The organism is Cytobacillus gottheilii, assembly GCF_001636345.1.
In the GTDB taxonomy this organism is placed as follows: domain Bacteria; phylum Bacillota; class Bacilli; order Bacillales; family Cytobacillaceae; genus Cytobacillus; species Cytobacillus gottheilii.
Map to the genome: position 1 here is coordinate 1,692,871 of NZ_KV440945.1, position 25,544 is coordinate 1,718,414.

25 protein-coding genes are annotated in these 25,544 nt (G+C 39.1%); 17 read left to right on the forward strand and 8 right to left on the reverse strand.

Annotated features, from left to right (window positions below):
• Positions 1-14: 14 nt before the first annotated feature.
• The 5 genes from A6754_RS08120 to A6754_RS08140 all read left to right on the forward strand — a co-directional run bounded on the left by A6754_RS08120 (position 15) and on the right by A6754_RS08140 (position 4,495).
• Positions 15-542, forward strand: a complete 528-nt coding sequence (locus A6754_RS08120; RefSeq protein WP_066443540.1) for a hypothetical protein — start codon at positions 15-17, stop codon at positions 540-542.
• Positions 543-638: 96 nt separating this feature from the next.
• Positions 639-1,778 carry an acyl-CoA dehydrogenase family protein gene (locus A6754_RS08125; RefSeq protein WP_066443543.1) on the forward strand — a complete coding sequence of 380 codons (1,140 nt, stop codon included), beginning with the start codon at positions 639-641 and terminating at the stop codon, positions 1,776-1,778.
• 319 nt (positions 1,779-2,097) lie between these two features.
• Positions 2,098-2,463, forward strand: coding sequence for a cytochrome c550 (cccA, locus tag A6754_RS08130; RefSeq protein WP_066443545.1), 366 nt, complete (start codon positions 2,098-2,100; stop codon positions 2,461-2,463).
• Between the two features lie 212 nt (positions 2,464-2,675).
• The gene (locus tag A6754_RS08135; protein WP_066443547.1) at positions 2,676-3,383 is read left to right on the forward strand and encodes a tRNA (adenine(22)-N(1))-methyltransferase; all 708 of its coding nucleotides are present in this window, start codon (positions 2,676-2,678) and stop codon (positions 3,381-3,383) included.
• Positions 3,380-4,495, forward strand: coding sequence for a Nif3-like dinuclear metal center hexameric protein (locus tag A6754_RS08140; protein ID WP_066443549.1), 1,116 nt, complete (start codon positions 3,380-3,382; stop codon positions 4,493-4,495). The genes A6754_RS08135 and A6754_RS08140 overlap by 4 nt, the downstream gene beginning before the upstream one ends.
• Positions 4,496-4,529: 34 nt before the next feature.
• Here the strand turns inward: A6754_RS08140 and A6754_RS08145 are convergent, their stop codons facing one another.
• Both A6754_RS08145 and vrrA read right to left on the reverse strand, forming a co-directional pair.
• Positions 4,530-5,474 carry a 4-hydroxy-3-methylbut-2-enyl diphosphate reductase gene (locus A6754_RS08145; RefSeq protein ID WP_066443552.1) on the reverse strand — a complete coding sequence of 315 codons (945 nt, stop codon included), beginning with the start codon at positions 5,472-5,474 and terminating at the stop codon, positions 4,530-4,532.
• Between the two features lie 191 nt (positions 5,475-5,665).
• A complete protein-coding gene (gene vrrA, locus A6754_RS08150; protein WP_066443555.1) occupies positions 5,666-6,232 on the reverse strand; it encodes a VrrA/YqfQ family protein in 567 nt (188 codons plus the stop codon).
• A gap of 374 nt (positions 6,233-6,606) precedes the next feature.
• Here vrrA and A6754_RS08155 point away from each other — a divergent pair, with 374 nt between their 5' ends.
• Together A6754_RS08155 and A6754_RS08160 are read left to right on the forward strand one after the other, a co-directional pair.
• Complete coding sequence (locus A6754_RS08155) at positions 6,607-7,917, forward strand: DEAD/DEAH box helicase (RefSeq protein WP_156495731.1); 1,311 nt, start codon at positions 6,607-6,609, stop codon at positions 7,915-7,917.
• Between the two features lie 17 nt (positions 7,918-7,934).
• Positions 7,935-8,828: a deoxyribonuclease IV gene (locus A6754_RS08160; protein WP_066443562.1), complete on the forward strand. Its 894-nt coding sequence runs from the start codon at positions 7,935-7,937 to the stop codon at positions 8,826-8,828.
• A 147-nt stretch (positions 8,829-8,975) separates the two neighbouring features.
• Here A6754_RS08160 and A6754_RS08165 read toward each other — a convergent pair whose 3' ends face one another.
• Positions 8,976-9,230: a DUF2624 domain-containing protein gene (locus A6754_RS08165; RefSeq protein WP_066443564.1), complete on the reverse strand. Its 255-nt coding sequence runs from the start codon at positions 9,228-9,230 to the stop codon at positions 8,976-8,978.
• Between the two features lie 232 nt (positions 9,231-9,462).
• Here A6754_RS08165 and A6754_RS08170 point away from each other — a divergent pair, with 232 nt between their 5' ends.
• From A6754_RS08170 to A6754_RS08180, 3 genes are read left to right on the forward strand one after another with little or no spacing between them, the layout of a single operon-like run.
• Complete coding sequence (locus tag A6754_RS08170) at positions 9,463-10,260, forward strand: metal ABC transporter ATP-binding protein (RefSeq protein ID WP_066443566.1); 798 nt, start codon at positions 9,463-9,465, stop codon at positions 10,258-10,260.
• A complete protein-coding gene (locus A6754_RS08175; protein WP_066443569.1) occupies positions 10,257-11,099 on the forward strand; it encodes a metal ABC transporter permease in 843 nt (280 codons plus the stop codon). The genes A6754_RS08170 and A6754_RS08175 overlap by 4 nt, the downstream gene beginning before the upstream one ends.
• A 48-nt stretch (positions 11,100-11,147) precedes the next feature.
• On the forward strand, positions 11,148-11,558 hold the full coding sequence (locus A6754_RS08180; protein ID WP_066443572.1) for a Fur family transcriptional regulator: 411 nt from the start codon (positions 11,148-11,150) through the stop codon (positions 11,556-11,558).
• Between the two features lie 40 nt (positions 11,559-11,598).
• Here A6754_RS08180 and A6754_RS08185 read toward each other — a convergent pair whose 3' ends face one another.
• Positions 11,599-12,180 carry a 5' nucleotidase, NT5C type gene (locus tag A6754_RS08185; protein WP_066443576.1) on the reverse strand — a complete coding sequence of 194 codons (582 nt, stop codon included), beginning with the start codon at positions 12,178-12,180 and terminating at the stop codon, positions 11,599-11,601.
• Between the two features lie 255 nt (positions 12,181-12,435).
• On the opposite strand from A6754_RS08185, the gene A6754_RS08190 reads away from it, so the two are divergent.
• On the forward strand, positions 12,436-12,834 hold the full coding sequence (locus tag A6754_RS08190; protein ID WP_066443579.1) for a hypothetical protein: 399 nt from the start codon (positions 12,436-12,438) through the stop codon (positions 12,832-12,834).
• A gap of 49 nt (positions 12,835-12,883) precedes the next feature.
• On the opposite strand, the gene ispG is transcribed toward A6754_RS08190, so the two are convergent.
• The 3 genes from ispG to A6754_RS08205 all read right to left on the reverse strand — a co-directional run bounded on the left by ispG (position 12,884) and on the right by A6754_RS08205 (position 15,372).
• Positions 12,884-14,005, reverse strand: coding sequence for a flavodoxin-dependent (E)-4-hydroxy-3-methylbut-2-enyl-diphosphate synthase (gene ispG / locus A6754_RS08195; protein ID WP_180320278.1), 1,122 nt, complete (start codon positions 14,003-14,005; stop codon positions 12,884-12,886).
• 150 nt (positions 14,006-14,155) lie between these two features.
• The gene (gene yqfZ / locus A6754_RS08200; RefSeq protein ID WP_066443584.1) at positions 14,156-14,479 is read right to left on the reverse strand and encodes a protein YqfZ; all 324 of its coding nucleotides are present in this window, start codon (positions 14,477-14,479) and stop codon (positions 14,156-14,158) included.
• Positions 14,480-14,595: 116 nt separating this feature from the next.
• Entirely contained in the window at positions 14,596-15,372 is a 777-nt protein-coding gene (locus A6754_RS08205) for a DUF1189 domain-containing protein (RefSeq protein ID WP_306806920.1), read from the reverse strand.
• A 245-nt stretch (positions 15,373-15,617) separates the two neighbouring features.
• Here A6754_RS08205 and A6754_RS08210 point away from each other — a divergent pair, with 245 nt between their 5' ends.
• Together A6754_RS08210 and A6754_RS08215 are read left to right on the forward strand one after the other, a co-directional pair.
• Positions 15,618-17,249, forward strand: a complete 1,632-nt coding sequence (locus A6754_RS08210) for a Na/Pi cotransporter family protein (RefSeq protein WP_180320200.1) — start codon at positions 15,618-15,620, stop codon at positions 17,247-17,249.
• A gap of 151 nt (positions 17,250-17,400) precedes the next feature.
• Positions 17,401-17,883 (forward strand): DUF456 domain-containing protein, encoded by a 483-nt coding sequence (locus A6754_RS08215; protein WP_066443587.1) that lies wholly within the window; start codon positions 17,401-17,403, stop codon positions 17,881-17,883.
• A 63-nt stretch (positions 17,884-17,946) separates the two neighbouring features.
• Here the strand turns inward: A6754_RS08215 and A6754_RS08220 are convergent, their stop codons facing one another.
• On the reverse strand, positions 17,947-18,642 hold the full coding sequence (locus A6754_RS08220) for a Crp/Fnr family transcriptional regulator (RefSeq protein WP_066443589.1): 696 nt from the start codon (positions 18,640-18,642) through the stop codon (positions 17,947-17,949).
• Between the two features lie 343 nt (positions 18,643-18,985).
• Here A6754_RS08220 and A6754_RS08225 point away from each other — a divergent pair, with 343 nt between their 5' ends.
• The 4 genes from A6754_RS08225 to A6754_RS08240 all read left to right on the forward strand — a co-directional run bounded on the left by A6754_RS08225 (position 18,986) and on the right by A6754_RS08240 (position 25,102).
• Positions 18,986-19,594 (forward strand): superoxide dismutase, encoded by a 609-nt coding sequence (locus A6754_RS08225; RefSeq protein ID WP_066443594.1) that lies wholly within the window; start codon positions 18,986-18,988, stop codon positions 19,592-19,594.
• 119 nt (positions 19,595-19,713) lie between these two features.
• On the forward strand, positions 19,714-20,928 hold the full coding sequence (locus A6754_RS08230; RefSeq protein WP_066443597.1) for an MFS transporter: 1,215 nt from the start codon (positions 19,714-19,716) through the stop codon (positions 20,926-20,928).
• Positions 20,929-21,029: 101 nt separating this feature from the next.
• Entirely contained in the window at positions 21,030-23,168 is a 2,139-nt protein-coding gene (locus tag A6754_RS08235) for a peptidoglycan D,D-transpeptidase FtsI family protein (RefSeq protein WP_066443600.1), read from the forward strand.
• A 173-nt stretch (positions 23,169-23,341) separates the two neighbouring features.
• Positions 23,342-25,102 (forward strand): methyl-accepting chemotaxis protein, encoded by a 1,761-nt coding sequence (locus A6754_RS08240; RefSeq protein WP_066443603.1) that lies wholly within the window; start codon positions 23,342-23,344, stop codon positions 25,100-25,102.
• Positions 25,103-25,544: the final 442 nt, after the last annotated feature.

Sequence of the window (25,544 nt, forward strand, 5' to 3'; positions counted from 1 at the left end):
TGGGTGTGTACATCATGCAGCATAAAAGGAAAAGCATCATTATTAACGAAATTAATTATTGGAAGAAGAACAGGCTTTTGCCTGAACAGTATTGTGATTATTTACTTGCCTTTTACACTGAAGGGAATCAGCCGAAGGAAGATAGAAAAGACGTTAATGGGAAATTTCTGAAAAGTGCTAACCTTCTTTTCTTGCTGCTTATTCCAATGTCTGTGTTTTTATTATATTTTACTGAATTATCTATCATTTTGCAAACTGCCTTTGCTATTTTATTTATTTTTTTAGGTGCAGCCTTATTTTTTTATTTTTCTAGAAAAGAAATCATTTTACATATTCCCATTATAACTTCGGCATTGATTTTGCTATTTTATTCTGTTGACCTGACGGCAGCATTTTTTCCGAATCAATCGCTGCCCCTCTATATCAACCTAATTTGCAATTGCCTTATTTGGATTCTTATTGGCTGGAAGTGGCGCCTTGTGTATTTGTCGATCTCTGGTGGACTGGGTATTGTAACCGTGCTTGTTTCTATCTTTATATAATATTCTATTTTTAAAAATTTTTAAATGTTGAGAAAATTCACCATTCCCCTATATAATGATAATGAAAGCGTATACAAAACACTAAGGGGGATGCAGATGAATTTTGATTTTACATCCGAACAAGAAATGATTTATAAAACGATAAAGGAGTTTGCGGAAGAAGAAGTGGCTCCTGGAGCACTTGAGCGGGACAAAACGAAAGCATTTCCTGAAGAAATATTTAAGAAATTGGGGGACTTAGGACTAATGGGGCTGCCTTTTCCAGAAGAGTATGGGGGAGCAGGAGCAGACACAATTAGCTTTGCCATCGTAACAGAGCAATTGAGCAAGGCTTGCGCTTCCACAGGGATTACATACTCTGCTCATATCTCGTTAGGTGGTGCTCCATTAAATTTGTTTGGCACTGAGGAGCAGAAGCAGAAATTTTTAGTCCCAATTTGTACAGGAGAATCATTTGGCGCATTCGGATTAACTGAGCCTAATGCTGGATCAGATGCGGGAGGAACAAGGACTTCAGCGATTGAAGTAGACGGCGAATATATCATTAATGGGAATAAGTGTTATATAACGAATGCTAGCTATGCAGAACATTTGGCACTTACTGCAGTAACTGGTGAACATAATGGAAGCAAGGAAATTAGTGCCATTATTGTCCCCACAAAAGCTAAAGGGTTTAAAATTATCGATAATTATGAAAAAATGGGCCTGCATGCGTCTAACACGACTGAGCTGGTGCTAGAAGATGTCCGGGTACCGACTGAGCAGTTGCTCGGGAAAAAAGGTGAAGGCTTTAAACAGTTTCTAATCACACTTGATGGCGGCAGAATTGGAATTGGGGCTATGGCTGTGGGCATTGCTCAGGCTGCCTATGAAAAAGCCTTGCAATATGCTAAAGAGCGTCAGCAATTTGGCCGTTCCCTTTCGTATTTTCAGGCGATTCAATTTAAACTTGCTGATATGGCCCTTAAAATCGAATTAGCACGAAATATGGTATATAAAGCTGCATGGCTGAAGGATCAGGGGAAGCCGTTCTCTAAGGAAGCTTCAATGTGTAAGCTTTATGCCTCGGAAATTAGCATGGAGGTAGCTGATCAAGCTGTTCAAATTCATGGCGGATATGGCTATATGAAGGAATATCATGTGGAACGCTATATGCGCGATGCGAAACTGACAGAAATCGGCGAGGGGACTTCTGAAATTCAAAGAATGGTAATAGCCCGTCAAATCGGCTGCTGAAATTTGTATATTTTTATGGAAATTGAAAACTCTACTGGTAACGGTAGAGTTTTTTGTACGAACAAAATTATAAATGAGCAGCAAAGATAAAATCACGAGCGCAGTAGCTCCTCCAGGAATGTGGTACAAGTGCAGCTAAGCCTGGTGGTAAGTACTGCAGACTTTGCCGCTAGGCAAGTTTTTTTTGTCAAATTTATGAATAAGTAGTGACAACTTTCACTTTAGGTCTTTTCCTTCACGTCATTTTCAAGTAAAATAGAGTTTGTTTGTATGTGCTTAACTTTATTGAATGTGCTTCTTACATAAGGGGGGTTAAATGATGAACCGTAATCCAATTATTCCTTTCGTCCTTATAATGGTCATTGGAATTGGTGCTATGTTCTTGCTTTCATTTAAAGGAATCGGTGACAATGAAGATCTTGCAGCGGAGCTTAGCGGCGAAGGTGGAGAAACAACTGAGGAAACTGCTCAAGCAAATCCTGAGGAAATTTACCAGCAAAGCTGTATCGGCTGCCACGGTGATCAATATCAAGGTGGTGCAGGTCCTGCATTAACGGGTGTTGGTGATAGGCTGTCCCAAGATGAAATCGTTGACATTTTAACAAATGGTAAAGGCGCTATGCCTGGCGGGTTAGTTTCCGGAAATGAAACAGCTATGGCAGAGTGGCTTTCTGAATTGCAGTAAGACTAAGAATATCATTTGGACAGGCATTGACTAGCTTATCGCAGTGTGCAATGCTGTCTGCCCTGATACAAAATAAAAAGTCCTTTCTCGTGAAGGGCTTTTTTGCGTTCCAAAGCGTATGTACGGGCGGCGGGTTGACAAGAGAAGGGATCATTTATAGGATTGAAACAGGACTGCTTAGCAGACGAACTACATAGTAAAGTGGTGGCATAATGAATACGGATAAGTTATCAAAGCGGCTTGAATCAGTTGCGAATTACATAATAGAAGACTCGGCAATAGCGGATATTGGCTCAGATCATGCCTATTTGCCTTGTTATGCGGTGAAAAAAGGACTTGCCAAACGGGCGGTTGCCGGTGAAGTGGTAGAAGGTCCATTTCAATCAGCAAAGAAGCAGGTGCAGAACGAAGGGCTTGGAGATAGGATTGCTGTGCGCAAAGGCAGCGGCTTAGAAGTAATTGAAGCTGGTGAAGTTGATTGCATTACTATTGCAGGCATGGGAGGTCCGTTAATTGCCTCTATTTTAGAAGATGGCAAAGATAAGCTTACAGGAAAAGAACGATTAGTTCTGCAGCCTAATATTAGCGCGATCGCCATTCGTGAATGGCTGTTAAAGAATGGCTGGAAGCTTATAGCTGAAGAGATTTTAGAAGAAGATGGAAAGATCTATGAAATTCTTGTGGCAGAAAAAGGTGATCCTGAAGCACCATATCATCACTTAGAAAAGGAATTGCTCTTTGGGCCGTTTTTAATGAATGAAAAATCTCCTGCGTTTATGAAGAAGTGGGAAGGGGAATTAGCGAACTGGCGCAAAATCCTTGTGAATTTAGAAAAAGCTTCCGGCAGTGAAGAAAATGAAGAGAAAAAACAAGCACTGCAGAAAAAAATCCACTACACAGAGGAGGTAATACAGCAATGAAAAAAGTGAACGGACAGGAAATCATTGGCCTATTTGAACAATACTCTCCGAAATCTTATGCGATGGAAGGCGATAAAATCGGTCTGCAACTTGGCAGTTTGAGCAGAACGGTGGAAAATGTGATGATTGCCTTAGATGTTGTCGAAGAGGTTGTGGACGAAGCAATCGCTAATAATGTACAGCTTATCATTGCTCATCACCCTCCGATTTTTAGACCGCTAAAAGCAATAAATATGGATACGCCTGCTGGCAGGCTGCTTGAAAAATTAATTAAGCATGATATTGCTGTATATGCTGCTCATACGAACTTAGATGTGGCAGTCGGCGGTGTTAACGATCTTCTGGCTGAAGCGCTTGGTCTTCAAAATACAGAAGTGCTGTACCCTACATATGAAACTGTCTTAAAAAAGCTGGTTGTGTATGTTCCGGCTGAAGATGCAGCTTCTTTAAGACAAGCCTTGGGTGATGCTGGCGCTGGAGCCATCGGTAAATACAGCCATTGTACCTTCTCTTCTTCAGGGATGGGGCAATTTTTGCCGAATGAAGATGCAAATCCTCATATCGGGAAAGTAGGCATTCTTGAATCTGTTGCTGAAGAACGCATTGAGACCATTTTTCCAGAGAACCTAGAAAAAAGTATCCTGCGGGCCATGTTTAAAGCTCATCCTTATGAAGAGGTAGCATACGATTTGTATGAACTTGCCAATAAAGGAGAAACACTTGGTCTCGGCCGGATCGGTGAAATAGCAGAAATGACGTTAGAGCAGTTTGCAGCGTATGTGAAGGACCGCTTAGAGGTTAAAGGGGTAAGAGTCGTTGGTGACCTGAACGATAAGGTTAAGAAGGTCGCAGTGCTCGGAGGTGACGGCAACAAGTACTACATGTCTGCTAAACATAAGGGAGCAGACGTTTATGTAACAGGCGATATGTATTACCATGTTGCACATGATGCGATGCTTGCAGGCTTAAATATCGTTGATCCAGGCCATAATATTGAAAAAGTCATGAAAAAAGGGGTTTCACAAAAGCTTACTGAGATGGCTGAATTAAAAGGCTGGAATGTAAAGATTTTCCCATCCGCTCTGAATACAGATCCATTCCAGTTTTTATAAAGGAAAAAGGTGCCCTTGTTTCAGGGCACCTTTATTATTTTACTTGTTTAATTTTTGGCAGTATTTTGTTGAGCGGAACTTGTTTTTCTGTGACCCATGTAGACTCGTCAAGTGGATTAAATTGCTGAATAAAGTTGATTACTTCTTTTGTAATAGGTGTAGGAGTAGAAGCACCAGATGTTACCCCTACTGTCTCAGCGTCTTTAATCCAGTCAATTTGAAGCTCAGAAAGATCAGCAATTCTATATGCCTTAGTGCCTGCAATTTCTTCGGATACTTGAGCGAGACGATTAGAGTTATTGCTCTTCGGATCTCCGACAACAATGACAACATCTGCATCTCCAGCTTGTTTAGCAACAGCTTCTTGGCGGACCTGTGTTGCCAGGCAGATTTCTTTATGAAATTCAGCGTGTGGGAATTTTTCCTTGATCTGGTCCATTACATGACCAACATCCCATTGGCTCATCGTTGTCTGATTGGTTACAAGCACTTTCTCACCCAGCAGATCTAGCTTGTTCACATCTTCAATGGTTTCAACAAGGTGAACAATGTCTGGTGCAACACCGATCGCACCCTCAGGTTCAGGATGGCCTTTTTTCCCGATATAAATGATCTGGAAGCCTTCGTCTTTTTTCTCTCGAATTAAATCATGTGTTCGAGTGACATCTGGACAAGTCGCATCAATCGTTACTAATCCTTTTTCCTTCGCTCGTTTGCGAATTTGTGGAGAGACACCATGAGCTGTAAAAATGACGGTTCCCTTTTCAACCTTCTCCAGAATTTCTTCCCGGTCTTTTCCGTCTAATGTAATAATCCCTTCCTCTTCAAAGGCATCTGTTACATGTTTATTGTGGACAATCATTCCCAGTATATATATAGGTCTCGGCAGCGTTTTATCTAGGGCTGCGTTGCGCGCAATCACCATTGCGTCAACAACTCCATAACAATAGCCGCGAGGTGATATTTTAATAAGATTCATATTATTTCCTCCCCAAGTGAAACGTTCTATCTCTCAGATCGCTGTTTCCAACCTGAAGATATGTGATACCGATCAATACTACACTATTATATAATAACATACAGCAATAATTCAAAGATCGTCTATTTCAGCTTAGTGAGGTGTATATCTTTGAATAAAAATAAAAACCCGCCAAAAGCGGGTGGATGCAATTAAATATATAATTTAGGTGAAGATGTACCTTTTTTTTCCTTTTTATCTGGAGTAAATTCAACAGATTCTTCACCTGCAAATTCAATATTTTGTGAAGTTTTCGTCTGTTTGCTTTTCACCGGTTTTACTTCTGTTTCTTCCACTGTATCATCTGCATCTGGCATATCTTTTAGTCCTCGGTAGAGCTTCCACATGGCGGGCAGATTCTTTACCATTGGTCCGTATTGCTGTACCATTGGCCCGATTTGATTAGCAGTATGAAGCACCTTTTGGGTGTTATTAAGGAATCCGCTAATGGCAGCAGGATTTGTCAATGTCTGCAAAAAGCCTCCGCCTGAAGCTGCACCAGCACCGCCAGCTGCTCTGCTTCCCAAAAGCCCGGCTGCTCCGCCAGCTTTATTGCCGCCACCGCCAAGAATTTTTGCAAGTAATCCACCGCCACCGCCGCCTTGGCCGCGCATTGGTGCCCTCATCATCTGCCCCATTTGAGGCTGCCCGCCCATTGGGCCCATAAACGGACTGCGTGGCATTCCTCCCTGAAAAGGACCGCGTTGTCCTGGAAACATTTCTTTTCCCCCTTTCACAAACCTTCTATTCGCAATTAGAGTGAATCGTCTATTGTGATAGATGACTGCTTTTTAATAAACTATGCGCCAATATGAGAATGGTTTAGGTTTCAGCGGAAAAAAAGCTTTTCTTGTTAAAAAAACAAGAAATAGACCAACATAAATATATATGCAATGAATAGGTGGTTATTTACACAAAACTTTATTATAATAACATGATGACCAGAAATGCTTCATCGGCTAGCCGATGAAGCTGGATAAAGAAAAGCGCTGATAGCCTCCTGAATTGCATCTGAACGTAATTCAGAAGTGTCTACAGAGCCATTATATGTTGTTGAAGTGTTTTTGGAAGAATTGAACCTTAAGGAGTTTATATAATGTCAACAAAATTTGAACGTTTTCAATTTACACCGTTTATTAATGATGCAATTAAGGATTTGGGTTTTTATGAGCCAACGGAAATCCAGGAAAGGCTGATCCCATCCATATTAAAAGGGGAAAGTGCAATCGGGCAGTCTCAGACAGGAACAGGAAAGACTCTTGCCTATGTCCTGCCAATGCTGCAAAAAATCGACCCTTCTAAAAAGGAGCTGCAGGCAATTATCACGGCTCCTACACGGGAGCTTGCCAATCAGATCTATCAGGAAGTCCTAAAGATCACGAAGCATTGTAAGGAAGGCGAAGAAATTGCCGCGCGCTGCTATGTTGGCGGTACGGACAAGCAAAGAACAATCGAGAAGTTAAAAAACCAGCCTCATATTGTAATTGGAACACCTGGAAGAATCTCAGATTTGGTTAAAGAGAATGCGCTGTTCGTGCACACAGCACATATGCTTGTGGTCGACGAAGCAGATCTAATGCTGGATATGGGCTTTATTGAAGATGTAGATGTGATCGCGGCAAGAATGCAGGAGAAGCTTCAGATGCTTGTCTTTTCAGCGACTATTCCAGAAAAATTAAAGCCATTTTTAAAGAAATATATGGAAAATCCTAAATTTGTGCATGTTGAGCCGAAACAAATGGCTGCCAGCAAAATTGAACATGTTTTGCTGCCTTCACGCCACCGCAACAAGGTTAACCTTGTATTTGAAGCTTTAAAGGCATATAACCCGTATTTAGCGATCGTTTTTACAAATACGAAGAAAAAAGCAGATGAAGTGGCAGATGGGCTCATGAGCAAGGGGTTAAAGGTCGGAAGAATTCATGGTGACCTGAATCCGCGTGAACGCAAAAAAATGATGAAGCAGATTGTTGATTTAGAATTCCAATATATCGTGGCGACTGATTTAGCTGCCAGAGGAATTGATATTCAGGGAATTAGCCATGTCATTAACTATGAGCTTCCAACAGATCTTGATTTTTACATTCATCGTGTGGGACGTACGGGGAGAGCAGGCTTTTCAGGAATTGCTCTGACTGTCTATGATCCAGCAAACGAGGATGCGTTAAATAAGCTGGAAAAAATGGGTATTACTTTTAAGCATGTTGATCTGCAAAATGGCAATTGGACTGAATTGGACGATCGCAATAAGCGGAAAAATCGCCAAAGACAAACAGACGATACAGACAAAAAGGCACAGTCGCTTGTCCAAAAGCCGAAAAAAGTAAAACCAGGCTATAAAAAGAAAATGAAGTGGGAAATGGATAAGATTAAAAAACGCGAAAGAAGAATTAAACGCAAGTAAGCTGGGGGGAGAAGAAGATGCTTAAAATTGGTTCGCATGTTTCAATGAGCGGGAAAAAAATGCTGCTGGCAGCTAGTGAGGAAGCGGCATCCTATGGTGCAAATACGTTTATGATTTATACCGGCGCACCGCAAAATACACGCAGAAAAAAAATCGAAGACTTGAACATTGAAGAAGGTCTTAAGCATATGCAAGCAAACGGGATGGCTGATATTGTTGTTCATGCTCCGTATATCATCAATATCGGCAATACCACAAACCCTGCAACATTTGAGCTTGGTGTAAATTTCTTGCGATCAGAAATTGATCGTACAGAGGCCTTAGGCGCGAGACAAATCGTTCTTCATCCAGGTGCCCATGTTGGTGCTGGAGCGGAAGAGGGGATTAAAAAGATTATTGAAGGTCTTAACGAAGTCCTGAATGGGGAAGAACAGGTTCAGATTGCTTTGGAAACAATGGCTGGAAAAGGATCTGAGTGCGGAAGAAGCTTTGAGGAATTGGCGATGATCATGGAGGGTGTCACCCATAACGAGCATTTATCCGTTTGTTTTGATACGTGCCATACTCATGATGCTGGATACGATATTGTCGAAGATTTTGATGGTGTACTGGAAAGCTTTGATAAAATAGTCGGTTTAGATCGATTAAAGGTGCTTCATATTAATGACAGCAAAAACGAAAGAGGCGCTCGTAAAGACCGTCATGAAAATATTGGCTTTGGCCATATCGGATTTAAAGCATTAAATTATATTGTTCATCATCCGCAGCTGTCTCATATTCCCAAAATATTAGAGACACCGTTTGTAGGAGAAGATAAAAACAGCAAAAAGGCACCTTATAAGCATGAAATCGCTATGCTGAGAGAACAGTCCTTTAATGAAAATCTGCTCACTGATATTCAAGGTTCATAATGAAAAAGAGGAGGCCGTCTTATACGGCTTCCTCTTTTTGGCATTTGAAAGTATTAAAGAACGAAGCAGGCTTGCATCAAAGACATGTTAAAATACGATATAAAACCGTATCAGACTGCGTATGCCATTCTTTAAGTAAGTATTGGGTTACTTGGAAAACATTAAAAATAATTTATTTACTTGTTTCGCAGTATCAGGACCAGCGATTTTGGCAATTTCTTTAATAACTTTTGCACGGTCAGTATCGTTAAATATATTAATTTTTTTACCTCGCAAATATTGTGCAATCTTCTCTGCATCTGCTTTTGCAACGGAAATTTGGAATTGATTCGCATATTTTAATAATTCGGCACCAGTAATATTACTTAATTTATGATTAATAATGTTTTCAAACAGCTTCAATGTCATCCCTCCCAATGTACTCTATGACATAAGCTTGAAAATCGTGACAAATTTTATCGTGCAGGTGCTGCATAGCTAAAATAGGAACTTGGAATTAGAAAAAATATAAGGAAGCGAAGTGATTCGGTATGCGCTTCTGCCATTCGGCTGGTTTTCTTTACTTTTAAAAGAGCATGGGGTATACTACGGTTTGTTAAAAATCGTAATGATTCTTAAATAATAGGTGATTTAGATGGGGAATAAAGATTCCATTATTGTAATAGATGATGTTTCATATCGTTATGAAAAAGAAAATGTGCTCGAGAATATTCAGCTGACAGTAGAGGCTGGTTCTTTTTTAGCAATTGTAGGTCCAAACGGGTCTGGTAAATCAACTTTATTAAAGCTTCTGCTGGGCCTTTTAAAATTGCAAAGTGGCAAAATTAAGCTGTTTGGCCAGGATATTGCCAGGTTTAAGGAATGGCATAAAATTGGATATGTTTCACAAAAGGCAAATTCGTTTAACACTGGCTTCCCTGCCACTGTATATGAAGTAGTTTCAAGCGGACTGACTACAAAGATCGGCCTTTTCCGTTTTATGAAAAAGTCTGATGAGCAAAAAGTACTGCAGGCGATTGGATCTGTCGGTTTGCTGGAATTTAAAGATCGTAATATTGGAGAACTTTCTGGGGGGCAGCAGCAGCGTGTGTTTATAGCGCGGGCACTGGTCAGCGACCCGCAAATTCTGATCTTAGATGAACCAACAGTTGGCGTGGATGCACAGAATGTAGAATCCTTTTATGCCATGCTGGAACATTTAAATAAAGAGCTTCAAATAACACTTTTATTGGTTACCCATGATATTGGGGCTGTCTCTGATAAAGTTTCCCATGTTGCATGCATGAATAAAAAACTTCATTTTCACGGAGAAACTGAGGAGTTTGAACAATTAGATATGAAAGATATGTCATTATATTATGGACATGATGTTCAAATTCTTTCCCATGATCACGGTCATCAACATCACCATCATGGAGGTGGCCATGCATGATTGATGGATTAATGCAGTATGAATTTCTGCAGAATGCCTTTCTTACAGGAATCATTATTGGGATTATAGCGCCTCTGTTAGGCGTATTTATTGTGGTGCGCAGGCTTTCTCTTATTGCGGATGCGCTTAGTCATGTCACGTTAGCAGGAATAGCAGCAAGCTTGCTTCTGGAAAAAAAGTTTCTTGGATTGTCAGGACTTAATCCCCTGTATATGGGAATGGTTTTTTCTGTTGGAGGATCTTTGTTCATTGAAAAGCTGCGCGGTGTCTACAAACATTATCAGGAACTCGCGATTCCCATTATTTTATCTGGGGGCATTGGGCTAAGTGTGATCTTTATTTCAATGGCGGACGGCTTTAACACAGATATATTCAGTTATTTATTTGGCAGTGTCAGTGCTGTTAGCAGACTGGATTTATGGACCATTTTAGTTATAAGTGTGTTTGTGATCCTAATAGTTGTTCTTTTATATAAAGAATTATTTCTGCTTTCATTCGATGAAGAGCACGCAAAAGCATCCGGAATGTCAGTGAAAAGTCTTCATTTTATTTTTATTGTAATGGTTGCTCTTGTTATTGCTGCTTCTATGAGGATTGTGGGGATTTTATTAGTGTCTTCTTTAATGACTATTCCGGTTGCGGCTAGTATGAGAATTGCAAAAGGCTTTAAACAAACGATATTTTATTCTATACTATTTGGAGAGATATCCGTCATTGGCGGTCTGGTTATTTCTTATTACGCAGATTTGGCACCAGGCGGAGTGATTGTTGTCATTGCTGTCTGTATTTTAATCTTAACAATCTTTTCAAAAAAAATGATGGCAGCAAGGTCTGCTTAATATATGATAGATATAGGTTATTGAAATGCTTTTTTAGAGGTGATTACTATGAATACACAAGAAGCACTTGATCTTTTAAAAGAAAAAGGCTATAAAATCACTGGCAAAAGAGAAGAAATGCTTGAGCTCTTTGCTGCCAGTAATAAATATTTAACGGCACGAGATGTGATTGAACATATGAAAGACAACTATCCGGGACTTAGCTTTGATACCATTTATCGAAATCTGTCTCTATTTGCGGAGCTGGATATTTTTGAGATGACCGAGCTTTCAGGTGAAAAACATTTCCGCTTTACGTGTTCACATCATCACCATCATCATCATTTCATTTGCTTAGATTGCGGCAAGACGAAAGAGATTGGCACTTGTCCTATGGAAGGCTTGAGCGAAAACTTAAAAGGATACGATATTTCGGGTCATAAATTTGAGATTTATGGGAAATGCCCGGAGTGCAGCTGAATAAAACAGCATTAACCGTTTGGTTAATGCTGTTTTGTTTTTATCGGGAAACTTTATCAGCAGCAAGCCAATTTTTCACCCAGTCCTCTGCTTCCTGCCAGTTGTATACACGGATTACTCCTTCTGGAATTGGATCTCGATTGTATGGAGTATCAAAGAGCAGTACAGGAATTCCACATTGCTCATGGATCATTACGGCATTATCGTGTTTGTCCTCAAAAAATATATCCACATTGTGTTTTTTTGCTGCTGCAATTTTATCATGGCTGCCGATTAATTCAATATGGTGGAAGGTTAGTTCCTTATCTAAGAACCATTTCTTGGTTACCTCAAGCAGATGGCTCCCTCTAGCACTTATAAAATATAATTCATGCTCATCCTTCCACTTAGTTAAGACTTCCCCGGCACCTTCTGCCATTGGGGATTCCTCGTAAATCACCGGTTCATTTGTGGTGAACCACTCTGCAAATTCTTCTTCGCTTACATTAACAAGCGGCATTAAGTCATATTGCTTAATATCCTCTAACGTTAAATTCAACTGAAAAGAGGTATTTAAAAACGGAATCATCGAGGCTGGACAGGTAACTGTGCCATCAATGTCTATCCCAAAACGTTTCTTCATTGTGTACTGCTCCTTTTATATGTAGTAGAAACCCTTATAAGGGTTGTCGTTTCATGACTAGAAATGGCATCTTAAGACATGAGTACCTCTCATATCTTAACAAATGATTTGTAAACGCGAAAGAACTCAGTTCATATTGGCTCAAAAGTGGATAAACAGCCAGTATTTAGCATTGTAAAACGATCAAAATTGGCCATAATAATAACTGCTTCACCTGATACACTTCAGCAGTGATAAGGAAAGCGAGGGATTTTGATGGCAGATCAAGATCAGAAATTCGATGGAAAAACAAATCATCGATATGGCACAGATATTGGTGAAGTTGGAGAAGTAAAGCAATATGGTGCCTATGGAGCGGGAGACTTTACCGAAGAAACAGCAGCAGAGATTGCTGCTCCTGTCACAACTTATAACCGCAGCAGCAGATCAGAGGTTAAGGATCAGCCTAAAGCAGGCGAAGGAAAAGGTGTTGGTTATACAGCCCTAATCCTTTCAATTCTTTCCCTATTCATCTGGCCGGTTTTAATGGGAGCGGCGGGAATTGTTTTAGGCTTTGTTGCAAGCAGAAAGGGTTCTAAAACCCTCGGAGGATGGGCAATAGGAATTGGAGCAGTATCCATTATTATAGGTCTGTTCATATTGCCATTCTTTTAAACAGCAGATAAAAAAAGAGTCCGGCTTTGGAGCCGGGCTCTTTTCTTGTTTATTGAGTAATGATTTCTTCTTTTTCAGCTTTTGCTTTCTCTTCGGCTTGTTTTGCGAAGTATTCTTCAGCAATTTTATCAATTTCTATTTTTAATTCTTCTACCATGGTTGCTTCAGGTACTTTACGAACAATTTCTCCTTTGCGGAAAAGCAAGCCTTCTCCACGGGCACCTGCAATGCCTATGTCAGCCTCACGAGCTTCACCAGGACCGTTAACAGCGCAGCCTAAAACAGCTACTTTGATTGGAGCTTTTATTGTTGAGATATACTCTTCCACTTCGTTTGCGATTGAAATTAGATCAATTTCAATACGACCGCATGTAGGACATGAAATAAGTGTTGCAGCATTAGAAGAAAGACCGAATACTTTTAGCAGTTCCCTTGCTACCTTTACCTCTTCAACAGGGTCAGCACTTAAAGAAATACGAAGGGTATTCCCAATTCCTTTACTTAAAATGGCTCCTAGGCCAGCAGCACTTTTTACAGTACCGGCAAAAAGGGTTCCTGACTCTGTGATGCCAAGGTGAAGCGGGTAATCAAAAGCCATAGACGCTTTTTCATAAGCTTCAATAGCCAAATTTACATCTGAAGCCTTCATCGACACGATAATATCGTGGAAATCAAGATCCTCAAGAATTTTGATGTGATGTAAGGCACTTTCTACCATGCCATCAGCTGTTGGATAGCCGTATTTTTCCAGAATTCTTTTTTCTAAAGAACCTGCGTTTACACCAATTCGAATTGGAATTCCTTTAGCTTTTGCCGCTTTAACAACAGCTTCTACTTTTTCGCGTCTGCCGATGTTACCAGGATTGATTCGGATTTTATCTGCTCCGCCTTCGATTGCTTTTAAAGCAAGCTTATAATCAAAGTGGATATCGACAACAAGTGGAATATTAATTCTCTTTTTAATTTCAGCAATCGCATTAGCAGCTCTTTCATCAGGGCATGCTACACGGACAACTTGACAGCCTGCTTCTTCAAGACGTTTGATCTCTGCAACAGTTGCCTCAACGTCATGTGTCTTTGTTGTTGTCATGCTTTGTATAAATAATTCGTTGCTTCCGCCAATAGTTAAAGGACCAACTTTTACTGGTCTCGTTTTTGTACGATGTATCATCTCAGTCAATGGAGATTCGCTCCTTTTTTTATTCATAAATTTAAAGAACTATGAAAAGAAAGTTCACTTTATTGTATCAATGAAAGACTGAAGTTGACAAGAATGATGCAATGAAACTCTTATGTTTAACACTGCCTTAATATTATTTGTTTATTTATAAGAAGGGAATTTGTAAGTTTTCCCATTTTGTATTTGCTCAGGCTGTATGCCGTTATTTAAGGTTTGGAAATCATTTACAACCGTTTCGATAGCAACAGGAACAGGACCGCCCAGCTCGGCTTCCATAATAGTTAAAACAGTTTCCCCTGGACCGACTTGCTCTTCAAAATATTCAAGGCCTGCTGATTGATGATCCGCTGCAGAGGCTTCTACGGCTATCTCTTTATTCTGATCTGGAAGTGTACCTTTGGTTAAGTCAAAGTAGATAGCGTAAATACAAAGAATGGATAGGATGAAAGCTGATAGTCTCTTCATATTGGATGGCCCCCCAGGAATAATATTCGTGCTTATCCAATATGTATGCCCGTCCTTTTCCATTTATTCATTAAAAACAGCAAAAAAACGCGCAATGCGCGTTTTTATCAAATATGTTAAGATTTTTTTGGCTGAGGGACCTCTTTAATTGCAAGCAGCAGCACAATAACTCCCACAAGCCAGCTGATCATTGCTCCGTTAGGGACAACGGTTTGCAGTGAAGCCATTACGGTAAAGAAAACAGTTGATAATGTTATACTGTATGCAGACATGCGCCAAGTGTGGCGATATTGCAAATTGCGGTTTAGCATGCGTTTGATCAAGAGGCCAATTAAAGCAAGAATAGATACCTCAATAAATCGCAGGCCAGCTGAGAACAGATAAATAAAAATAGCCATAATCGGAAGTACAATAACTAAGAATGAATCAGCTGCCGCTAAATATTCAGTAACTTCTTGTTTAGAGAAGGTCATTCCAGTCAGCATGCTGTAATCATAGGTTTGTACTTGGCCGCCAGCAACAAAAACAAATTCATCTTTTAACAATGCAACCGTATTTTGGTCAGAACGAATATCTGCACTCGTTATTGTTCCAGTGGAATCAAATTGGATGGTCATATCATCTGCAGGAATTGTTATTGGTTTGTTTTCATCTGAGTGAAGCTCTCCATCTTCAATGTAAAAGTCAGGAAATTCATTCTCAATGCTGTTTTTGATTTCTTCAACACTATTCACAATGGAGGTGCTAAGAAAATAAATGGTCGGAATGACAGCGATAAAAGTGAGGAAAAATACATACAAAATGGTTTTTCCAATTCCTTGAAAGCGGAATAAACTAATATCTTTTGGAGAGTATAAGCTTTTAATAAACTGTTTAAAAATATTCATCTTCATTTAGTTGTAAACACACCCTTTTTCGTATTCACTGCCTATTCTAGCTTGTTCATTAATGATGTACAAGTAAATGGAAATGTCTAAATAATGAAACGTTTGTAATCATTTTGTAATATAAACACCAAATGTTAAGCTAATGTAAATTTAACTTAATAATTCTTTACTTTTGGTTGTACACCCATAATAATTGTAAGGGGTTTTGAAGAATATTGTCGATTGATTATTAAAAGTAGGGGTTGAAATTTTTGGAACTAGATGTTCAGCAAATGATATTCCAATTTCTTGGAGGACTCGGGATTTTTCTTTACGGTATTAAAACGATGGGGGATGGACTCCAAAAATCCGCTGGTGATCGATTAAGAGATTTACTGGACAGATTTACAACGAATCCGTTAATGGGGGTATTAGCGGGTATACTTGTTACGATTTTAATACAAAGCAGTTCGGCAACAACTGTTATTACGGTTGGTTTAGTAAGTGCCGGATTTATGACACTGCGTCAGGCAATTGGTGTCATCATGGGTGCAAATATTGGAACAACTGTTACAGCATTTATTATTGGAATTGATGTCGGTGAATACGCATTGCCTATTCTTGCTGTAGGTGCAATTCTAATATTCTTTATAAAAAATAAAAAGGTCAATAATATTGGTCAAATATTATTTGGCTTTGGAGCATTGTTCTATGGTTTAGAGCTGATGAGTGGCGGAATGAAGCCGTTGAGAAGCTTAGAGGCATTTCATGACTTAACTGTCAGCATGAGTTCCAATCCAATTCTTGGTGTAGTGGTGGGAACAGTATTTACTGTTATCGTTCAAAGCTCCAGTGCAACAATCGGAATTCTGCAGGGCTTATTTGCAGAAGATTTAATTCGTTTGGACGCGGCCTTGCCTGTTTTATTTGGTGATAATATTGGTACAACCATTACAGCTGTTTTAGCTGCTATCGGTGCATCTGTTGCGGCAAGAAGAGCTGCAGCTGTCCATGTTATTTTTAACATCGTTGGAACGACCATTTTCTTGATTTTATTAACACCATTTACCTATTTAATTGAAGTTCTACAATCTGCTCTGGGTCTGAATCCGCAAATGACGATTGCATTCTCGCATGGTATTTTTAATATATCGAATACTCTTATTCAGCTTCCGTTTGTAGCTGTGTTGGCGTATATCGTAACAAAGCTTATACCTGGTGAAGATTCAGTTATTGAATATAAAGCCAAGCATCTTGATCCTGTATTCATTCAGCAGTCGCCGTCGATTGCTTTAGGACAGGCTAAAGAAGAAGTATTAAGGATGGGGCAGTTTTCTGTTAAAGGGCTAGAAGAAACGCAAGATTTCCTGACAAATGGACATCAAAAGCATTCTGATAATGCTTATCAGCTTGAAGAAGCCATTAACAATCTGGACAGAAAGATTACAGATTATCTCGTATTATTGTCGACAAGCTCACTGTCAGAACATGAATCTGAAGAACATACCATGCTGATGGACACAGTTCGTGATATTGAACGAATTGGCGATCACTTTGAGAATATTATTGAATTGATCGAATTTAAAAAGGCGAATAAAGTGTCCATTACAGATAAAGCGATGAATGATTTGCAGGAGATGTTCGGCTTAACTATTTCTACTGTGAAAGAAGCGCTTCAGGCATTAGATCATAAAGATAAAGACGCTGCCATCGATGTAGTCAAAAAAGAGGAACAAATTGACCAGATGGAAAGAAAACTCCGCAAGCAGCATATCCAGCGCTTAAACGAAGGATTATGCACAGGTCAATCAGGGATCGTATATGTAGATATTGTCAGCAATCTCGAAAGAATTGGAGATCATGCCGTCAATATTGCTGAAGCTATACTTGGTGAAGCAAAGTAAAAAAGGTGAATACTTATTACTTGAAAAGCAAGAGGAGGGTCCTCTTGCTTTTTTATGTGCACTTTTTTTACTGCTTACTTTTCAAGTGATGAATGAAATAGTACAATAAGGAAGATTTTAAATCGGATATTATTGGCAGGGAGCTGATCAGATGGAGGCCATCAATTGGATTATTATTGGTGTCTTATTTGTTATTGCATTTGTAGGACTTGTATATCCCATTATTCCAAGTGTTCTTTTTATAGCGGCAGGTTTTGTGCTTTATGGATTTTTATTTTCTTTTGAACCGTTTAGCTGGCTGTTTTGGAGTATTCAAATTCTCTTTGTCATTTTGCTTTTTACGGCAGACTATGCAGCAAATTTAATTGGTGTAAAAAAATATGGCGGCAGCAAAGCCGGCATTTGGGGAAGTACGATTGGCTTATTAGTTGGTCCGTTTGTTATTCCAGTTCTGGGGATATTAATTGGTCCATTTTTAGGTGCCGTTATTGCTGAAGTCGCTGTTCATAGAAAGAACTTGAAAGAAGCTGCGAAAATCGGATTTGGGTCAGTTGTTGGCTTTGTCAGCAGTGTCGTGACAAAAGGAATTATTCAAGCGATTATGATTATTTATTTCTTTTTTGTCGTCTTGTAAATGTGAAAAGCGTGCAGGCGTCAGCTGTATGCTGACGCTGCCTGTTTTTGCATTTTAAAGTATTTAGTTAACCCCACAAATTTCTATTGGGCAGTGCTGACAGTCCACTTCTCTTTTTAAATGAGACATATCTTTTATAGTGAATTTTTGATTTTCATAGGAGATAATTCCATCTTCACGTAATTCCTTCAGAAGTCTCTGCACAACCTCGCGAGTACCAAATGTTAAGTTTGCCAGCTCCTGATGTGTAAGAATAAGGTCAATTAAAATTCCCTCTTCCGTTCGAACTCCATAGCTGTTAGCGAGACGGATCAGCATTGAGTATAGTCCGCCCTTTTTTCCATTGATGATTAAGTCTTGGCATTTCATTTGCGCTTTTAGATAACGGGTGCTGAGCCAGGAGGTTAAACTCGCCAGGAGCTTCTTATCATTTAAAAGGTATTCCTCAAATTGTTCTCTCTTAATTTTAAGAAGTTCACAGTCGCTTAGCGTCTTGACAAAAAAATGATAGGAAGGATTATCTTTAAATAATTGGTACTCAATAATAATTTCTTCGTCCTTTAATATTTTTAATATAAATTCTTTGCCCTTAATATGGTGCCTGCCCAGTGCCAGGTTACCGGACATGAGCAGGTAAATATAATCAACAGGATCTTTTTCTTGGAAAAGAATTGTATCTGCCTTGATATGCACGACTCTTTCATTTGCTATAAACTGCTGAATCAGCAGGCTGTAAAATGAGATATTAAAATCAGACATTTTGTCACTTCCTTATTGGATGCTATATCTCGATTTAAAGCAAAAGTTGTCATGGTGTCAATACAGTTAAGGTGCTGTTTTACCTTGTTTATGAACGATTCTTTGCATAGAATATTGCCGTGTAAACATTTAGTAGATATTTGACAATTTAGCGAAATTTGCTCGTTTTCATGCTTTTAAGAGAATATTTGCGAAAAAAAGGGGTATTTTAACTTTGTCAGCAAAGCGTTTTGTTTGAAAGAACAGGCTATCTTTGGTAATCTAACTTTGAAGTTCTTGAAGTTTCTTAAAATAAAGTGGCTTTGAGACTGAAACTATTCATATACATAGGGAGGAATTTAAAATGGCTTTTGAATTACCACAATTACCTTACGCATACGATGCTTTAGAACCTCATATTGACAAAGAAACAATGAATATCCATCACACAAAACACCATAACACATATGTGACAAACTTAAATAATGCGTTAGAAGGGAACGAAGAGCTACTTTCTAAATCAGTAGAAGAAGTAATTTCTAACCTTGATGCAGTTCCTGAGTCAGCTCGTACTGCTGTACGCAATAATGGCGGCGGCCATGCTAATCACTCTCTTTTCTGGCAAGTAATTGCTCCAAATGCAGGCGGAGAGCCAACTGGTGAGCTTGCAGATGCAATCACTGGCAAGTTTGGCAGCTTTGATGCTTTCAAAGAAGAGTTTGCTAAAGCGGCAACGACTCGTTTCGGTTCTGGCTGGGCTTGGCTTGCAGTAAACAATGGTGAGTTAGAAGTGACTAGCACACCAAACCAAGACTCTCCATTAATGGAAGGCAAAACTCCAGTCTTAGGATTAGATGTTTGGGAGCATGCATACTACTTAAACTATCAAAACCGTCGTCCTGAGTATATCAACTCTTTCTGGAACGTTGTAAACTGGGATGAAGTTTCTAAACGCTATAGCGCTGCAAAATAATAACGTTAAATCAAGCACAGCAGATTTTCTGCTGTGCTTTTTAAATTCTAAAGGGCAATTTTGCATAATGCATTGCCCTATGTTAAAAACTACCCTTAGAACCAAAGGGGAGTTTTTTTATGAGCAGATTTAAAAAGATACTAGGTGATATAGAGGTAACAAGGGATTTAACTTTATTGCTGCTGATTGGAGGATTGTATTCTTTAAGTATTGCCCTTTCAAATACTTTTGTGAATATATTCCTTTGGAAACAATCAGGAGAATATTTCGACCTCGGATTATACAATTTATCCATTGTTGTCTTACAGCTTATTACATTTACCATTGCTGGAAGATGGGCGAAAAAGATTGATCGTGTAATTGTTCTTCGAATCGGAGTTATTTTTCTTGGCATCTTTTATTTGGCAGTACTGATTGCAGGTGGAAATGCATCGGCGTATTTGCTTCTATTAGGCGCTTTGCTTGGAGTAGGCTATGGTTTTTATTGGCTTGCATTTAATGTGTTAACCTTTGAGATTACTGAACCGGAAAATCGCGACTTTTTTAATGGGTTTCTCGGTATTTTAAATTCTGTAGCAGGAATGGCTGGACCAATTGCTGCCGGATTCATCATTTCGAAGATGGAAAAGTTTACAGGATACTCTATAATTTTCGGTATTTCACTAACCTTGTTTTTAGTGGCAGTCATTTTAAGCTTCTTCTTAAAAAGGAGACCCGCAAGCGGAAGGTACTGGTTTACCAGAATCCTCAAGGAGAGAAAAAATAGCTTTAATTGGCGTATGATTACGAATGCCCACTTTTTTCAGGGGCTGCGCGAAGGAACATTTGCCTTTCTCGTTTCAGTCTTTGTTTTTATCTCAACAGGAAGTGAGCTTGCTCTCGGAACTTTTGGTCTTGTCAATTCAGGCATTTCTTTTGTTGCCTATTATATTGTCTCTAGAATGCTAAGGAAACATCAGAGGAAGAAAGCGATATTAATCGGTGGAATTCTGTTGTATGTGAGCATCTTTTTTATCTTGGCAAACATTACATTCCCTAAATTAATGATCTATGCGGCTATTATTGCGGTAGGATATCCGATTCTGTTTGTTCCTTACGTTTCTATGACTTATGATGTAATCGGCACAGCCTGGAAGGCCAGGGAGATGAGGATTGAGTATATTGTGGTAAGAGAGCTATATTTAAATATAGGCAGAGTTGTTTCTGTGCTGGCATTTTTAGCTGGGATCTCCATTTTTAAACCCGAAAATAGCATTCCTGTACTTATCATCATACTAGGAACAGGACATACGCTTATTTATTATTTTATTCATAAAGTGAACCTGGCTGCTTAATGGAAAACATTACATCGAAAAAGACTAGTTATTAATAGAATTTTTTTCTCACTTCTTATAAAATAAGACTAGAAACTTTTTAGGGGAAGTGTGGTTACATTTTGAACAGAAAGAATAAAAAGAAGAATCATGTTCCTTTTCGTCTGAATTTACTCTTCTTTGTTGTATTTGGTCTATTTTCTGTTTTAATTCTGCGGTTAGGATTTGTACAGATTGTTTATGGGGACGATTATAAGCGGGAAATTGAACGGACTGAGGATGTTACGGTAAACAACCCTGTTCCGCGCGGGAAGATGTATGATCGAACAGGGCAAATTATTGTTGATAATACACCGCAAAATGCAATTACTTATACTAATAATGGTGCGAGTCAGGAAGAGATGCTTGAAGTTGCCGAAAGACTGGCTAAGATGATTGACAAAGATACAGAAAAGGTAACGGAGCGGGATCAAAAGGATTATTGGATCATAAAAAATCCAGAGCGTGCGAAAGAAAAAGTGTCAGAGAAAGAATCAGATGCGTTAGCAGAAAAATATGAGGGCACTGAACTCAATAATGAAGTGTACCAATTGCAGTTAGATCGTATTACAGAAGGTGATCTTGCTGAATTAACACCTGAAGATATTGAAATTCTTGCGATATACCGTGATTTTTCAAGCGGCTATGCCCTTACACCGCAAATCGTTAAGAATAAAGATGTTACAGATGAAGAATTTGCGATTGTAAGTGAAAATCTGCAAATATTGCCTGGCGTTGATACTACAACGGATTGGGAAAGAGCTTACACTTATAACAACACATTAAAATCTGTGTTGGGAAAGGTTACTTCTTCTGATGAAGGAGTGCCTGCAGAACAGCTTGACTATTATTTGGCTAGAGATTACAGCCGTAATGACCGTGTTGGCAAAAGCTATATTGAGCTTCAGTATGAAGAGGTGCTTCACGGGCAAAAGGCAAAGGTTAAAAATGTAACGGATAAAGCCGGCAATGTACTGGAAACTATTCCGATCAGCGAGGGACAGAGAGGAAAAGATCTTGTTTTGAGTACAGATATGGAACTGCAGCTTGAAGTGGAAAAGATTATAGAAGAAGAACTTCGTGCAGCGAAAACATCACCTGGCACGACTTTGCTTGATCGTGCGTATGTAGTCTTAATGGACCCTCACACAGGGGAAATCTTAACGATGGCCGGAAAAAGGCTTGTTAAAAACGAGCAAACAGGCAAAACAGAATTGCAGGATGATGCTTTAGGCAATATTACGACAACATATAATGTTGGATCTGCTGTCAAAGGTGCAACCATATTAACTGGATACAATGAGGGAGTTATAAGTCCTGGGACAGTCATTACTGACAGACCATTGCTTATTAAAAACACACCTCCCAAAAAATCATGGAAAACATTTGGTCCGATTAGCGATGTGAATGCTTTAAAGGTATCTTCAAACGTTTATATGTTTGAAACAGCTATTCGAATTGGCGGAGGGAGATATCAGCCGAATCAGCCGCTTCCATTGAACACTGAAGAGGGCTTTAGTACTTTTCGTGATTCCTTTGCTCAATTTGGTCTAGGTGTTAGAACAGGCATCGACTTGCCTAACGAGCAAACGGGATTTAAAGGTGCGAGCAGTCTGCCTGGTTTCATGCTTGACTTTTCCATCGGACAGTACGATACGTATTCAAACATGCAGCTTGCACAATATGTTTCGACGATTGCCAATGGAGGCAATCGGATGGAGCCTCATATGGTAAAAGAAATTCGTGAACCTGTTATGGAAGAAGACCAGCTTGGACCGCTTGTTCAAGAAATTTCTCCAGTTGTTTTAAATCGCATTGATGCTAAGCCAGAATGGATGAAATTAGTCCAAGAAGGATTTAGACGAGTTATGCAAGAAAGAGATGGCACAGCATATTCCTTTTTTGGCAGTAAAGCATATAAACCTGCAGGAAAAACGGGTACAGCTGAAGCCTTCTATGATGGACCGTTGCGCAGTAATTATGGAAAAGAACCGCCAGAGGTTATGAATTTAAGTCTTGTGAGCTATGCTCCAGCCGAGAATCCTGAAGTAGCAATGGCAGTTCTGGTACCATGGGCCTATCAGGGAAGTGTGGATCATAGAGCCAATTTGAAAATTGGAAACCGTGTAATGGATGCGTACTTTGACTTGAAAGCAAATGATAAGAAAGCTTCTGATACAGAGGACGCTGAAATTACTGAAGAAGATACAGAAGAAGAATAATGGAAAGAGCCGCTCCTGCCTATGGAGCGGTTTTTTCTGTTATATGGATTTTTAGACCTAAAAGAAAATAGGTCAAAGAGCCTGTGTTTATATAAAATTCACATTGAATTTACAATATCTTAATAAAAAGCTGTGATAATGGAAGGGGAACTTTAGCGAGAGGGCGTGTCTTTTTGCAATTTATTAAACAGAAATTAGCACATTTGTACCAGAAGACGAGAAATCGGACATATTCCATTCCATTCAAAATGACCATCCAAAGAAAAATTATTCTAACTTTTTGTTTAGTACTGCTCATTTCAGGAGGTCTTGCCGCTTATTCCATTGTTAATACTGCTAAGTCTAATGAACTTGCGGAAGAATTAATACTGGCAGAATCTGTGGAATTGAACTTGATGCAAAATATTCGATTTAATATGTCCGAGCGACTGCGCCTTGTGACGAATTATTTGCTCGAGGGTTCACCGCAATCGATTGAAGATTTTGAAGCAAATGCAGCAGAAAGTGAAAAGATTGAAACAGAGCTTCTTCAGCGTATGGAAGGGAAAGATACCGAAGAAGAAATACATAAGCTGATTAGCTATGGAGCACGCTGGACTGATCTTATGCGAAGCAATGTCATTGGAGTTTATGATGATGGAGACCAGCATAAAGCTTTATTAAATCTTGGAGCTGAACAGGAACAGGCTCAAGATACAATGGCAAGCTTGAAACAGTTAGCAGATGAAAAGCAAAACAATGTATCTGAGCTGGGCAGTACGATAGTGGCAAATGGGAAAAAAGTTACCTTTATGACAGTGATTCTAACTGTTGTGATGGCGATTATTTCTATATTAGTTGGTATTTTACTTGCAAGGTCTATACATTTATCAATTAAACGTATTTCTGAAAGAATTCAAACTATTACAGAGGGTGACTTTAGTCAGCCGGAGATTAAGATTTATTCAAAGGACGAGCTTGGAGATCTAACATCTTCAATTAATAGGATGGTGTCTGATTTAAAACAGCTGATTCACCAGGCTACTTTAACAACTTCTCATGTGCTCGATTCTGCTGACGAATTGACAGCAAGTTCATCTGAAACAATGAAAGGCACAGAGCAAATTACAGGGTCCATCCAAGAAGTCGCCGCATCATCAAGCAAGCAGCTTAATACAGTGAATGAAATAATTGAGACAATAAAACACTTGCAAGATCGTCTGCAAATCTTAACTGCATCTGTCCAAACACTGGATTCTGTTGCCGATCAGGTAGCTGACATGTCAAGGCTGGGGAATGATGTAGTCGGAAATTCTATTTCGAAGATGCAGCAAATTAATGAATCAGTTCATAACGTTTCCTCTTATATAGATGAACTGGGGGAGAACTCTGTAAAGATAGGAACCATTACAGATGTGATTACGAATATATCAGAACAAACCAATTTATTAGCACTCAATGCAGCCATTGAAGCAGCTCGTGCTGGCGAGCATGGCAGAGGTTTTGCGGTAGTTGCTGATGAAGTAAGAAAGCTTGCTGTACAATCTCGGGAGTCTAGCAATCAAATAACGGACCTGATTTCTCAAATTCAAAATGGAATACGAGTAACATCACTTGCTATGAAAAAAAGTACAGATGAAGTTTTGGATGGTACTAAAGCTGTTAATGAAGCTGGTGCCTCATTTCAGAATATTAGTCAGTCCATTACAGAAATGAACAAAACGATCTTTTCCATGAATGATATGACTGCCGAATTCTCAAACAGTACAGAAATGGTCGCTGAGAATGTGAATGTTTTGACCGAAATGGCCAAAATTAACTCCTCCTACTCTGAGACTGTTGCAACATCAGCGGAAGAGCAGCTGGCTTCTAGCGGTGAAATAAATAATTCTGCGAGAAAGCTCAATGACATGGCTGCACAGCTGCAAATTGTACTTAATAAATTCAAAATATAGTAAAACTGTTTAAAATGGTTACGGATCAGAAAGATGCAGGGCATCAGTGATACAATTGTTTATAGACTCGTAAACTTAGCAGATATCTTAAAAGGAGATTTTCTGTCTAAGGCTTCGGGTCTTTTTTTCTGGGAAATTAGCTCTTATGTATTAGTGAATATAATTTTTAAGCAGATTAAATGAGGAAATGCATAAAATTATTCAACCTGAAAACAATATGAGTAATCAAATTGAATACTATTCTTGTTTGTTTTACATAGGCCAGGTTCAGTTCTAGCAATTTAGCAACCATCTTTTATACTAAAAACTTTGCTAATAGGTCAATCTTCGACTTAATTTACTGCCTAAATATCATATTATTACCGGATTTCGACATATTTACACAACAATCAACGAAGTTTACAAAACATTTACATTTGATTAAAACGGGATTAACAGAACA

Excerpts from the sequence above, each read along its gene's own strand:
- A6754_RS08120 (WP_066443540.1), top strand. The coding sequence starts at position 15 with ATGCAGCATAAAAGGAAAAGCATCATTATTAACGAAATTAATTATTGG.
- A6754_RS08125 (WP_066443543.1), top strand. The coding sequence starts at position 639 with ATGAATTTTGATTTTACATCCGAACAAGAAATGATTTATAAAACGATA.
- cccA (WP_066443545.1), top strand. The coding sequence starts at position 2,098 with ATGAACCGTAATCCAATTATTCCTTTCGTCCTTATAATGGTCATTGGA.
- A6754_RS08135 (WP_066443547.1), top strand. The coding sequence starts at position 2,676 with ATGAATACGGATAAGTTATCAAAGCGGCTTGAATCAGTTGCGAATTAC.
- A6754_RS08140 (WP_066443549.1), top strand. The coding sequence starts at position 3,380 with ATGAAAAAAGTGAACGGACAGGAAATCATTGGCCTATTTGAACAATAC.
- A6754_RS08145 (WP_066443552.1), bottom strand. The coding sequence starts at position 5,474 with ATGAATCTTATTAAAATATCACCTCGCGGCTATTGTTATGGAGTTGTT.
- vrrA (WP_066443555.1), bottom strand. The coding sequence starts at position 6,232 with ATGTTTCCAGGACAACGCGGTCCTTTTCAGGGAGGAATGCCACGCAGT.
- A6754_RS08160 (WP_066443562.1), top strand. The coding sequence starts at position 7,935 with ATGCTTAAAATTGGTTCGCATGTTTCAATGAGCGGGAAAAAAATGCTG.
- A6754_RS08170 (WP_066443566.1), top strand. The coding sequence starts at position 9,463 with ATGGGGAATAAAGATTCCATTATTGTAATAGATGATGTTTCATATCGT.
- A6754_RS08175 (WP_066443569.1), top strand. The coding sequence starts at position 10,257 with ATGATTGATGGATTAATGCAGTATGAATTTCTGCAGAATGCCTTTCTT.
- A6754_RS08180 (WP_066443572.1), top strand. The coding sequence starts at position 11,148 with ATGAATACACAAGAAGCACTTGATCTTTTAAAAGAAAAAGGCTATAAA.
- A6754_RS08185 (WP_066443576.1), bottom strand. The coding sequence starts at position 12,180 with ATGAAGAAACGTTTTGGGATAGACATTGATGGCACAGTTACCTGTCCA.
- A6754_RS08190 (WP_066443579.1), top strand. The coding sequence starts at position 12,436 with ATGGCAGATCAAGATCAGAAATTCGATGGAAAAACAAATCATCGATAT.
- ispG (WP_180320278.1), bottom strand. The coding sequence starts at position 14,005 with ATGATACATCGTACAAAAACGAGACCAGTAAAAGTTGGTCCTTTAACT.
- yqfZ (WP_066443584.1), bottom strand. The coding sequence starts at position 14,479 with ATGAAGAGACTATCAGCTTTCATCCTATCCATTCTTTGTATTTACGCT.
- A6754_RS08205 (WP_306806920.1), bottom strand. The coding sequence starts at position 15,372 with ATGAAGATGAATATTTTTAAACAGTTTATTAAAAGCTTATACTCTCCA.
- A6754_RS08215 (WP_066443587.1), top strand. The coding sequence starts at position 17,401 with ATGGAGGCCATCAATTGGATTATTATTGGTGTCTTATTTGTTATTGCA.
- A6754_RS08220 (WP_066443589.1), bottom strand. The coding sequence starts at position 18,642 with ATGTCTGATTTTAATATCTCATTTTACAGCCTGCTGATTCAGCAGTTT.
- A6754_RS08225 (WP_066443594.1), top strand. The coding sequence starts at position 18,986 with ATGGCTTTTGAATTACCACAATTACCTTACGCATACGATGCTTTAGAA.
- A6754_RS08230 (WP_066443597.1), top strand. The coding sequence starts at position 19,714 with ATGAGCAGATTTAAAAAGATACTAGGTGATATAGAGGTAACAAGGGAT.